The 10,445-nt window shown below is 64.7% G+C and carries 13 protein-coding genes; 2 read left to right on the top strand and 11 right to left on the bottom strand.

Translation table 11 applies throughout. The features are described from left to right. The 9 genes from IC50_RS20360 to IC50_RS20325 form a co-directional block, all read right to left on the bottom strand. The coding region (locus IC50_RS20360) for a type II secretion system F family protein (protein ID WP_035708727.1) at nt 1–824 on the bottom strand (824 nt) is incomplete at its 3' end. Between the two features lie 16 nt (nt 825–840). Next, the gene (locus IC50_RS20355) at nt 841–2,310 is read right to left on the bottom strand and encodes a CpaF family protein (protein ID WP_035708714.1); all 1,470 of its coding nucleotides are present in this window, start codon (nt 2,308–2,310) and stop codon (nt 841–843) included. A 21-nt stretch (nt 2,311–2,331) separates the two neighbouring features. Further along, entirely contained in the window at nt 2,332–3,600 is a 1,269-nt protein-coding gene (locus IC50_RS20350) for an AAA family ATPase (protein WP_035708711.1), read from the bottom strand. Beyond that, nucleotides 3,597–4,331 (bottom strand): CpaD family pilus assembly protein, encoded by a 735-nt coding sequence (locus tag IC50_RS20345; protein ID WP_035708724.1) that lies wholly within the window; start codon nt 4,329–4,331, stop codon nt 3,597–3,599. Before IC50_RS20345 ends, IC50_RS20350 begins: the two co-directional genes overlap by 4 nt. Nucleotides 4,332–4,351: 20 nt before the next feature. After that, complete coding sequence (locus tag IC50_RS20340) at nt 4,352–5,830, bottom strand: type II and III secretion system protein family protein (RefSeq protein WP_035708721.1); 1,479 nt, start codon at nt 5,828–5,830, stop codon at nt 4,352–4,354. Between the two features lie 11 nt (nt 5,831–5,841). After that, nucleotides 5,842–6,639 (bottom strand): Flp pilus assembly protein CpaB, encoded by a 798-nt coding sequence (gene cpaB / locus IC50_RS20335; protein ID WP_035708709.1) that lies wholly within the window; start codon nt 6,637–6,639, stop codon nt 5,842–5,844. A 129-nt stretch (nt 6,640–6,768) separates the two neighbouring features. After that, on the bottom strand, nt 6,769–7,293 hold the full coding sequence (locus IC50_RS20330) for an A24 family peptidase (RefSeq protein WP_035708706.1): 525 nt from the start codon (nt 7,291–7,293) through the stop codon (nt 6,769–6,771). A gap of 120 nt (nt 7,294–7,413) precedes the next feature. After that, nucleotides 7,414–7,554, bottom strand: a complete 141-nt coding sequence (locus IC50_RS42015; RefSeq protein ID WP_162131525.1) for a hypothetical protein — start codon at nt 7,552–7,554, stop codon at nt 7,414–7,416. A 76-nt stretch (nt 7,555–7,630) separates the two neighbouring features. Next, nucleotides 7,631–7,795, bottom strand: a complete 165-nt coding sequence (locus tag IC50_RS20325) for a Flp family type IVb pilin (protein WP_035708704.1) — start codon at nt 7,793–7,795, stop codon at nt 7,631–7,633. Nucleotides 7,796–8,062: 267 nt separating this feature from the next. On the opposite strand from IC50_RS20325, the gene IC50_RS20320 reads away from it, so the two are divergent. Together IC50_RS20320 and IC50_RS20315 are read left to right on the top strand one after the other, a co-directional pair. Next, a complete protein-coding gene (locus tag IC50_RS20320; RefSeq protein WP_035708699.1) occupies nt 8,063–8,890 on the top strand; it encodes a sterol desaturase family protein in 828 nt (275 codons plus the stop codon). 152 nt (nt 8,891–9,042) lie between these two features. Next, complete coding sequence (locus IC50_RS20315) at nt 9,043–9,540, top strand: pilus assembly protein N-terminal domain-containing protein (protein WP_035708696.1); 498 nt, start codon at nt 9,043–9,045, stop codon at nt 9,538–9,540. Nucleotides 9,541–9,658: 118 nt separating this feature from the next. On the opposite strand, the gene IC50_RS20310 is transcribed toward IC50_RS20315, so the two are convergent. Together IC50_RS20310 and infA are read right to left on the bottom strand one after the other, a co-directional pair. Next, a complete protein-coding gene (locus tag IC50_RS20310) occupies nt 9,659–9,871 on the bottom strand; it encodes a cold-shock protein (RefSeq protein ID WP_014439634.1) in 213 nt (70 codons plus the stop codon). 269 nt (nt 9,872–10,140) lie between these two features. Next, on the bottom strand, nt 10,141–10,428 hold the full coding sequence (infA, locus tag IC50_RS20305) for a translation initiation factor IF-1 (protein WP_008131890.1): 288 nt from the start codon (nt 10,426–10,428) through the stop codon (nt 10,141–10,143). Between the last annotated feature and the right edge of the window lie 17 nt (nt 10,429–10,445).

Raw genomic sequence — 10,445 nt, 5'->3', positions numbered from 1 at the left:
GGCAGCGAGCCGATGATACCGGCCGAGGCCTTGGCCTCCATCGACATCGCCTGGATCTTTTCCTTCATCTTCTTGCGATCGCGTAGAACCTTGGAGAGGTTGCCGAGTGCTTCGGAGAGGTTGCCGCCCGACTTCTGCTGGATCGACACCACGATACCGAAGAAATTGGCCTCCGGCAGCGGCATGCGCTCGTAGAGCCGCGCGCAGGCTTCGCCCAGAGGCATGCCGATCGCCTGCGTCTCGATGATCGCCAGGAACTCGCTTCGCAGCGGCTCGGGCGAATCGGCGGCCACGACCTTGATCGATTCGAACAGCGGCAGGCCAGCCTTGATGCCGCGAACGATCACGTCGACCGCGTCGGGCAGGGCGGCCAGAAACTTGGTTTCGCGACGCTTCTTCAGGAAGCCGAGTGCCCAGCGCGGCAGGCCGAAGCCGCCGGCAAAGGCGAGACCGGAGGCGCCGATCAGGCCGCCGCCAGCGAACAGAGCGACGGCGAAGAAGACACCCGCCACGACGGCGGACACGGTCCAGAATTTCTGCGGCGTCCAGTCGAGCCCCGCCTGCGACAGGCGGACGCTGAGGGGAGCGCTCCTCTCCTGCGCGCGACGCGCCTCGAGGTCCTTGAGCGTGGTCTCGACCTGCTCGCGGCGCGAGCGCTGGGTCTTCTCGGCCTGGCGGGCCGTGGGCGCCTCGGCGCGCGCGACCGAGGCGCGGCGGCTTTCCGCCTTTCGTTCCCCGGACAGCAGCGGATAGAGGAAGACCCAGGCGATGCCACCGACCGCTGCGGTGGCAAGGAAGGCGAGGGCGAGGATCTGCATCTTCATGGCGGCGCTGACCTGCTCACGTCGTCGGAGCGACTTCCGCTGCGTCGAGCGCAGCGGCAAGGCGCTTCTCTTCGCCATAATAGCGGGCGCGTTCCCAGAATTTCGGGCGGCCGATGCCGGTCGAGCGGTGCCGGCCGATGATCTTGCCGTTGGCGTCCTCGCCGACCATGTCGTAGAGGAAGATGTCCTGGGTGATGATGGTGTCGCCTTCCATGCCCATCACCTCGGTGATGTGGGTGATGCGGCGGGAGCCGTCGCGCAGGCGCGCGGCCTGAATGATGACGTCAATCGAAGCACAGATCATCTCGCGGATCGTTCGCGAGGGCAGCGAGAAGCCGCCCATCGTGATCATGGATTCGCAGCGCGACAGCGCCTCGCGCGGGTTGTTGGCGTGCAGCGTGCCCATCGAGCCGTCATGGCCGGTGTTCATGGCCTGGAGCAGGTCGAAGGCCTCGGGTCCGCGGACCTCGCCGACGATGATGCGTTCGGGCCGCATACGCAGACAGTTGCGCACCAATTCGCGCATGGTGATCTGGCCCTCGCCCTCGATATTGGGCGGGCGGGTTTCCAACCGAACCACGTGGGGCTGCTGAAGCTGGAGCTCCGCGGCGTCCTCGCAGGTGATGACGCGCTCGTCGTGCTCGATGTAGTTGGTGAGGCAGTTGAGCAGTGTGGTCTTGCCCGAGCCGGTACCGCCGGAGATCAGCACGTTGCAGCGGACCCGACCGATGATCTGGAGGATTTCGGCACCTTCCGGCGTGATCGCGCCGAACTTGACGAGCTGATCGAGCGTCAGCTTGTCCTTCCTGAATTTGCGGATGGTGAGCGCGGGACCGTCGATCGACAGCGGGGGCACGATGGCGTTGACACGAGAGCCGTCGGCGAGGCGCGCGTCGCAGATCGGCGAGGATTCGTCGACGCGCCGGCCGACCTGGCTGACGATGCGCTGGCAGATGTTGAGAAGCTGTTGGTTGTCGCGGAAGCGGATGCCGGTGCGTTGGATCTTGCCGCCGACCTCGATGTAGACGGTGTTCGCGCCGTTGACCATGATGTCGGCGATGTCGTCGCGTGACAACAGAGGTTCGAGCGGGCCGTAGCCGAGCACGTCGTTGCAGATGTCGTCGAGCAGTTCCTCCTGCTCGGCGATCGACATCACGATGTTCTTGATCGCGATGATCTCGTTGACGATGTCGCGGATTTCCTCGCGCGCGGACTCCGAATCGAGCTTGGCGAGCTGGGCGAGGTCGATGGCTTCGATCAGTGCGCCGAAGATCGTCGCCTTGACCTCGTAATAATTATCCGAACGCCGGCTTTCCATGGGCGGAGGTGGCGGGGCCTTGGCGGGAGCAAGCGGCGGCGATGCGACGGACGGCGGAGACAGGGCGCGCGACACCGTCGGCGCCTGAACCTGGACAGGCTCGGGCGACACGGCACCGGGCTTGGGCGCCCGAAGGTCGGTGTCTGTTCCGCTACGCTTACCGAACACTTAACAACTCCATGCGGTGGCTTATTTTCCCCGCAACTTCTCAATCAGAGGTGAAAGCAGGGACGACTTTTGTTTCTTGGTCTCGCTGCGGCCGGTCAGGCGCTGGGCGATCTGCAGGAACATCTCGATCGACTTGTGGTTGGCGGAGATCTCCGCGATCATCTGGCCGTTGTTGGCCGCCGAGCCGAAGATCTGCGGCTCGAACGGGATCGAGACGACCGGCTGGCTCTCGATGGCCTTGGCGAACTCCGTGGCGGCAATTTCGGGCCGTTTCGGCACGCCGACCTGGTTCAGGCAGTAGAGCGGCGGTCGATCGTTGGGGCGCGCGGCCTTCAAGAGATCGACCAGGTTCTTGGTATTGCGCAGGTTGGCCAGATCAGGCGCGGCCACGATCAGGATGTCGTCCGCCCCGATCAAGGCGCGCTTGGTCCAGCCCGACCATTGATGCGGAACGTCGAGCACGATGCAGGGCATGGTGGAGCGCAGCGTGTCGAACACGGCATCGAAGGCGTCGGTGCCGAAATCATAGACCCGGTCGAGCGTCGCAGGCGCCGCCAGCAGGCTGAGATGGTCGGTGCATTTCGACAGCAGGCGGTCGATGAAGGCAGTGTCGACGCGGTCGGGCGAGAACACGGCGTCGGCAATGCCCTGCGGCGGATCCTGGTTGTAGTCGAGCCCGGCGGTGCCGAAGGCGAGGTCGAGATCGGCGACGACGGCGTCCATCGCGAGGTCTCGCGCGATCGCCCAGGCGACATTGTGGGAGATGGTGGAGGCCCCGACGCCACCCTTGGCGCCGACCACGGCGATGATGCGGCCGACCGCCTTGGCTTCCGGCGCCGAGAACAGGTTGCAGATCGAGCGCACGACGTCGATCGCGCCGACCGGCGCAAGCACGTAGTCGCTGACGCCGCGGCGAACCAGCTCGCGATAGAGCATGACGTCGTTGATGCGGCCGATCACGACCACGCGGGTGCCGGCGTCGCAGACGGTGGCGAGCTGGTCGAGCCCGCTCAACAGATCGCTGCGGCCGTCGCTCTCGAGCACGATCACGTTCGGCGTGGGGGCCGAGCGGTACGCTTCGATCGCGGCCGGCATGCCGCCCATCTGAATCTTCAGATGGGCCTTGCCGAGACGGCGATCCTCGCCAGCCGCCTGTACCGCGGCGGCAGTCTCCACGGTCTCGCAGAAGGCCTGGACCGAGACGCGCGGCGCGGGCGCAATATGTTCCTCGACCGGCGGGGGCGCTGCTTCCGGCTGCGCTTCTTGTGTCTGGCGAGCGTAGCTGATCATCTGCCGGTGTCGCTGAGTTTGGCCTTGTCGGCTTCGGGATAGGTGGTCGCCGTCGAGGTTCCCTTGCGATACTTCTCGAGGGCGGTGATGCGCCGCGGCGTGTAGGACGGGGTTTCGGGCCGCGGCTGCTCGAGGTCCGATGGATTGTCGACCATGGCCGCGAGGTTGCGCTGATAGGCGCAGCCGTAATTGTAGTAGTCCTTGTTCTCGAACCAGCGCTTGTTCTTCATCGAAGGGCCGATGTCCTCCGGCCACAGGCCGCAGGGACCTGCGACCGCGGCGATCTTGGAATAAGTCAGCCGAATTGGCGGCAGGAAACGCTTGTCTTCGGGTTGATAGGGGTGAACGCTGACGCCGCGCGGCGGAACGCCTGCCGCCGCCAGGATCGCCTGGATCTCACGCATCGTGTCCGCGACCGGACGAGCATTGGGCGTATGGGACGGCACGTCGATGCGAACGGCGCCGGTGCCTTCGTGCAGCCATGCCGATGCGACACCCATCACGTCGGCGCGCTGGGCGGCGGTCAATCCACCGCGGGCATGTCCGACGAAGACGACGATCGAGCGATTCTGCTCCTCGATCGCAATCGGATGGCGCTGCCTGTAATCGTCGGGAATGGAGGCCGTGGCGACTTCGTCGTGCTGGCAGCCGCCCAGCACGAGCGCCATGCCGACGAGGGCACCACCGAGGCGGATGGCGCGGCTGCGAAGCTGGGGTGGTCTCGTGATCATCATGAAGTCCCCGTTCCGCCTCAGTCGGTAATGAAGCCGTAGGTGCCGCGGTAGTTCCTGGCCGGTTCGGTCCGGCCTGGCACGCCATAGAGCCGGTTGATATTGCCGATCAGCTGCGCCTGCGGATCCGCAGGCGGGGCGAAGCCGTCATCCGGCCGCGACAGGTCCTTCGGCGCCACTGCGCGGACGACATAAGGCGTCACGATCACGACCAGCTCGGTTGCGTTGTTGACGAAGTCGCGGCTGCGGAACAGCGTACCCAGGATCGGGAGCTGCATCAGTCCCGGCAAGCCGCTGACGGCCTGCTTGGTCTGCTGCTGGATCAGGCCGGCCATCGCCATCGCGCCGCCCGAGGGAATCTCCAGCGAGGTCTCGGCGCGGCGTGTCCTGATCGAGGGCACCGTCAGCGAGTTCACCGACGTCGAACTCACGGCCTGCGACAGCGTGATCGAATTCTCGTTCGAGAGCTCTGAGACCTCCGTCATCACGCGCAAGCTGATCTTGCCCTCGCTCAGCACCACCGGCGTGAAGTTGAGCGAGATGCCGAACTTCTTGAAGCTGATCTGGGTGGTACAGACATGCGTGACGGGGTCGCACGCATAGCCCGCCGGGACCGGGAATTCGCCGCCGGCGATGAACGTTGCCGATTCACCCGAGATCGCGGTCAGGTTCGGTTCGGCCAGGGTGCGGATGACGCCCGCGGTCTCCATCGCGCGCAGGGTGGCCTGCACCGACGGGGCGGCGCCGAACTTCGTGGTCAGGTTGTTGCCGTCCACGAGGTTCTTGCCGAGGGCCGTGAACGGATTGGAATTGGAGAAGCTGACCACCGACGTGCCGTAATTGAGGTTGGCGGTCAGGTCGATGCCGAGCTGCTTGATGATGCTGCGCTGGACTTCGGCGACCGTCACCTTGAGCATGACCTGGTCGCGGCCGCGCACCACGATCGAGTTCACCACCTTCTCGGGGCCGCCGGCCAGGCGCGCGGCGAGTTCGTTGGCCTGCTGCGCTTCCATCGGGTTGGCAGCCGTGCCGGTCAGGACGATGCCGTCGCCGAGGCCGTCGATCTGGATGTCTGAATTGGGCAGGATCTGCTTCAGCGCGGCCCGTACGCCGTTAAGGTCGCGCTTGACCGCGATATCATAGGCCGCAATCTGCTGGCCGGCGGAATCGAAGAATACGATGTTGGTCTGGCCGACGGCGGCGCCGATGATATAGGCGCGCTGCGCCGAGCGGACCACTGCATTGGCGATCTTGGGATCGGCGACCAGCACGTCCTTGATGTCGCGCGGCAGGTCGATCACGATCGACTTGCCGATGCCGAGCGAGAGGAAGCGCGCGTTGATCTGGCCATCCGCCGCGGCCGGCGCCACGGGGCGGTAATCGGCAGCGACCACCGGGGTCGTCATCACCGGGTTGAGCGCCAGCGCGAAGGCGGCCGAAAATGACAGGGCGCGGACCAGTGAAGTTCTCATCGTCGCCGAATCTGCCCTGCACTTCATGTCGACTGTCTTCATCGTGCCTTAGCCGTCTGACTTGGAATGCCGTAGCGAATGATCGAAACACCGTCTCGCTTCTCAGCGGAGTCATCGAGCGTGATCTCGCTCATCTTGACGTCGGCGATACTGCGCAGCGCCAGCGACAGCGTGCCGCTCTGCCGCGCCGCGGAGAGCGTCGCGGTCTGCGCGGGATTGAGCTCGAGGGTGACCGTCTTGCCGATCACCGCGTTCTGGCCGTCCTTCTCCTTGGGCGCCTGGTCGATGGCCAGGACGCGGATATTGGCCAGGATGATCTCGGACGTGATGAGGTCGGGGGCGCCGCTGCTCTGGTCCGGGTTCTTCAACCGGCGGGTGAGAAGGACGTCGACGCGATCGTTGGGCAGGATGAAGCCGCCTGCGCCGGTCTCCGGCGAGATCTCGGTCGAGATCGCCCGCATGCCGGTGGGCAGGATTGCCGCCATGAAGCCGGAGCCTTCGGCCTTGACCAGCTTCTGGTCGCGGATCGGCTCACCCTGAATGAACGGTGCGCGCGCGATCGAACCGGCCACCTGGGTCGCCCCCTCGGGTCGCTCGTTGCGGCGAATGAAGGCGGTGCTGGCGGTCGCGGCCGGCCAGGTCTGCCATTGCACGTCTTCCGGCTTCACGGTCTGGCCGAGACCGATGTCGTTCTTGGCCACGAGGACGTCGACGGTCGGCAGTTGCGCGACCGGAAGCGGAGGCGGCGCAGAGTTGTCGGTGCCGCTCGCCAGGTACGCGGCGACGCCGCCGGCGCAGATGGCGACCGTCAGGACGACAATGCGTGCCCTATTCATACGCTTCACTTTCCAACAATACGCCGCGACGCTGCCGCCGCCGTCATCGGCAGTTGACCAGCTATTCGTCAAAGCATGGTTAATGAGGCGTATCTAAATCGCCTTAACGCCGGGTTTACCCGGCGCGTTTCAGCGCAGTGCGAGGTGAGCGAGGTCGATCGCCTTCACCCACTCGGTCTCCGGATAGACCATCAACGCGCTCAGCGCGAGCGCGATGCCGTAGGGAATGCCGCTCTCCTTGGCGTGCAGCCGTGCGAGCCAGGCTTGGCCCGCCAGCCCGTAAGGCAGCGGCCATTGCCGGAACTGGATCAGGAGCAGCGTCAGCGCACCGCCGAACAGCGAGGCGTAGAGCAGGAAGTTCATCAGTTGCGCGAAGCCGAACCAGAGCGCGACGGACGCTGCGACCTTGGCGTCGCCGCCGCCCACCCAGCCCATCGCAAAGCAGGTGAAGGCCACGACCAGGAGAAGCGCGCCGGCGCCGACGTGACTCAGAATCTCGTAAGGTGCCATGCCACCGGCGAGGGCGAGCACGAAGAAGCCTGCCACCAGCGCCATCGACACGCGGTTCGAGATCGTCATCGTGAAGAGATCGCTCGCGGCGGCGAACGCCATCAGGGCCGGGAAGAGCAGAAGGCGCGCAAGGTCGAGGATCATGGGCTGCGTCTTGAGGCCTGGGTTTGCCGCGGGAGCCGGCGTCGCCGGATGCTAGCGCGTAGTGTTAAACGAACCGACAACGTCGGCAGGGGCGCGAGGCCGTGGCCGACGAATGCGCCTTCACCAGAAGCTGGCAATGCGCGCGGCGAGTGCGACCGTCGCGAGCAGCAGCGCAAGGCAGATCCAATAGGCCGGCGAGGCGGCCTGCGCCGCCCCCGCCTCGTTCGCCGCGACCGCGGCATCGGTTCTGAATTTGCGCAACGCCACTGGAACTCGCCGTCTTCAGAAAAACAAAGGCCCCGGAAGCCCGGGGCTTTTGCCGTCGTTCGTCGGTCGGCTACTTCAGCGACGTGCTGATCGAGGTGAACTTTTCGTTCAGCGCAGTGCCGAGACCGTTGACGACGGTGATGATGGCCAGCGCGATGCCGGCAGCGATCAGACCGTATTCGATGGCGGTGGCGCCGGACTCATCCTTCGCGAAACGCGCGATCAAGTTCTTCATGAACAAAACTCCCTATGGGTGAGTTCGCCTCGTTCGGCGCTGTCTTGACGCAACGACCATGAGATCCGAGCCCTTTCGGCGGAGTTAATTCGATCGGGTAAACTCAACTCCGGCGCGGTGCCTTTGCCCAGGGTGAATTTCGCCTTAAGGCGGCAGCTGCGATACGTTACGGTTCCGGATGCATCGGCAGCGCGGCGCCTGCTTCACCCTCCCTTAAATTTCGCGGAGTAGGCGTAGGCGGGACTGGAATTCGCAAGAGAGGCGACGATGTCGAGCCTGCCCATGCAAGTCGCCCTGATGCTTGGAGAGACCATCGTGAAGGTGATCCCCGTCACCTTCGTGCTCGCGGCCGTCTTCACCGTGCTGGAGCATTTCTGGGCCTGCAATCCCGGCGCGCCGTGGTGGCGCAAGCGGGAGATCATCACCGACATCTGCTACTGGTTCTTCGTTCCGGTGTTCGCCCGCACCATGCGGATCGGACTTTTGATCGTCGGCGCCGGCGTCGTCTTCAACATCCACGACGCCGACGGACTCATCGCCTTCTATGACAACGGCCATGGTCCGCTGTCGCAGCTGCCTCTGTCGGTGCAGGCCCTGCTCTTCCTGGTGCTGTCCGATTTCATGCTGTACTGGCTGCACCGGCTTTTCCACGACGGCGGCTTCTGGAAGTACCACGCCGTCCATCATTCGTCGGAGGAAATCGGGTGGATCTCCGCGGCCCGATTCCATCCCGTCAATCTCTTGCTCGGGACGATCAGCGTCGACGTCGTGCTGCTGATGGCCGGCATCTCCCCGAACGTCATGATCTGGGTCGGCCCGTTCACCACTTTCCATTCGGCCTTCGTGCACGCCAACCTGAACTGGACCTTCGGACCGCTCAAATACGTGCTGGCGACACCGGTATTCCACCGTTGGCACCATACCTCGCTCGAAGAGGGCGGCGACACCAATTTCGCCGGGACGTTCCCGGTCTGGGACGTGCTGTTCGGCACTTTCCGCATGCCGGAAGGGACGCTGCCGCAGGATTACGGCAAGGACGAAGCGACCATGCCGAAGGGGATCGGGGGCCAACTCGCCTATCCGTTCCGTCGTTAGAAGGGACGGCGGGGGCCCGCAGGTCCCAGTCCGTTCAAACAATAGTCGGCGAGTTTGCGGAACGTTCACGAATTGAAGGCAGGTTAGCCGGGTCGGGCACCGGCTCCGCTGTTGTCGCTTCTGCCGGTTTGTGACGTCCCGGGGGTAAGAGTATGCGTAGAGAATTGCTGCGCCGTCGTGCGCGCGTCTGTCTTCTGGTTGCCGCGGCGGTGCTGGCATGGCCGGTCGCCGGTCTAGCCGAGCCCACCGCCGATACCATCGCCGTCAATGTCGACCAGGCCAAGCTGGTACGGCTGCCCGGCAAGGTGGCAACCATCGTGGTCGGCAATCCCCTGATCGCCGATGTTACGCTCCAGCCGGGCGGCATGATCGTCGTGACCGGGAAGGGCTATGGTGCCACCAACTTCATCGCGCTCGATCGGGGCGGCGAGATTCTGGTCGATCGCCAGATCCAGGTTGAAGGTCCGAGCGATCGGCTCGTCACCGTCTATCGCGGGATCGAGCGCGAGTCCTACAGCTGCGTACCGCTTTGCCAGCGTCGCGTGACGCTCGGCGACAGCGACACCTACTTCAACAACACGATGAGCCAGGCCGGTTCGCTGAGCAGCAGTGCCAGCGGCAACGCCGGCGGGGGCGCCAAGTCCAACTAAAGCGCGATGCGCTTCATCCTCATCGCATCGCGCTTGAGAACAAAAGGCCGTGCGTCGTGCACGGCCTTCTTCTTTCCTCTGACTGGTTCGAGCCGATCGGGCCAAGAGCCCGGCGGGCTCAGCCCGCCGCGCGGAGATTGTCCGCCGCCGACTTGCCGGAGCGGCGGTCGGCCACGATCTCGTAGGAGATCTTCTGGCCTTCGCGCAGCGAGCCGAGGCCAGCGCGCTCCACGGCGCTGATGTGAACGAACACGTCCTGGCCGCCGTCGTCGGGCTGAATGAAGCCGAAGCCTTTGGTCGCGTTAAACCACTTCACGGTTCCCATGCTCATGGGGATAGTCCCTTCTCAGATAGCACAATGTCGGAGCCCGCTCGCGCGGGCAGGTTAGATCGAATTTCTGGAAGGGTCGTCAGCGTGTCTGAACCGGCTGTACCGGTGGATGCCAATGTCGTCCGGCCGAAAATCGATTAATTCATTTTATCGGAAACAGGGGTCCGAAACAATCCGGACGTGCACGATTTTTTGATCCGCCGTGACCTCAGCGGCGGATCAATATCTCAGTCGGAATTTTTGTCTCGCGCGTGCGCGCCGCAGCCGAACTAGCGGCGACGGAACTGGCCGCCGCGCTGTCCGGGACGCGGAGGTCCGCCCACCCCGCTGGGACGTTCGTCCTTGTGGCGGAAAATCAGTCGGCCCTTCTCGAGGTCATAGGGCGACATCTCCACCGTCACGCGGTCGCCCGCGAGCGTCTTGATGCGGTTCTTCTTCATCTTGCCGGCGGTATAGGCGACGATCTCGTGTCCGGCGTCGAGCTGCACGCGGTAGCGGGCGTCGGGGAGGATTTCGGTGACCAGTCCTTCGAACTGGATCAGCTCTTCCTTAGCCATGTGGGTGTCTCCAGTCG

The sequence above is a fragment of the Bradyrhizobium genomosp. I (2014) genome, from assembly GCF_000261685.1.
In the GTDB taxonomy this organism is placed as follows: domain Bacteria; phylum Pseudomonadota; class Alphaproteobacteria; order Rhizobiales; family Xanthobacteraceae; genus Bradyrhizobium.
The sequence above is the reverse complement of the archived record's forward strand: the minus strand, read 5'-3'. Positions and strand labels throughout refer to the sequence as shown.

What these genes read in the sequence shown, in the direction of transcription:
- IC50_RS20315 (WP_035708696.1), top strand. Translation starts at nt 9,043, where the DNA reads ATGCGTAGAGAATTGCTGCGCCGTCGTGCGCGCGTCTGTCTTCTGGTT.
- IC50_RS20345 (WP_035708724.1), bottom strand. Translation starts at nt 4,331, where the DNA reads ATGATCACGAGACCACCCCAGCTTCGCAGCCGCGCCATCCGCCTCGGT.
- IC50_RS20320 (WP_035708699.1), top strand. Translation starts at nt 8,063, where the DNA reads ATGTCGAGCCTGCCCATGCAAGTCGCCCTGATGCTTGGAGAGACCATC.
- IC50_RS20340 (WP_035708721.1), bottom strand. Translation starts at nt 5,830, where the DNA reads ATGAAGTGCAGGGCAGATTCGGCGACGATGAGAACTTCACTGGTCCGC.
- IC50_RS20330 (WP_035708706.1), bottom strand. Translation starts at nt 7,293, where the DNA reads ATGATCCTCGACCTTGCGCGCCTTCTGCTCTTCCCGGCCCTGATGGCG.
- IC50_RS20325 (WP_035708704.1), bottom strand. Translation starts at nt 7,795, where the DNA reads ATGAAGAACTTGATCGCGCGTTTCGCGAAGGATGAGTCCGGCGCCACC.
- IC50_RS20310 (WP_014439634.1), bottom strand. Translation starts at nt 9,871, where the DNA reads ATGAGCATGGGAACCGTGAAGTGGTTTAACGCGACCAAAGGCTTCGGC.
- infA (WP_008131890.1), bottom strand. Translation starts at nt 10,428, where the DNA reads ATGGCTAAGGAAGAGCTGATCCAGTTCGAAGGACTGGTCACCGAAATC.
- IC50_RS20350 (WP_035708711.1), bottom strand. Translation starts at nt 3,600, where the DNA reads ATGATCAGCTACGCTCGCCAGACACAAGAAGCGCAGCCGGAAGCAGCG.
- cpaB (WP_035708709.1), bottom strand. Translation starts at nt 6,639, where the DNA reads ATGAATAGGGCACGCATTGTCGTCCTGACGGTCGCCATCTGCGCCGGC.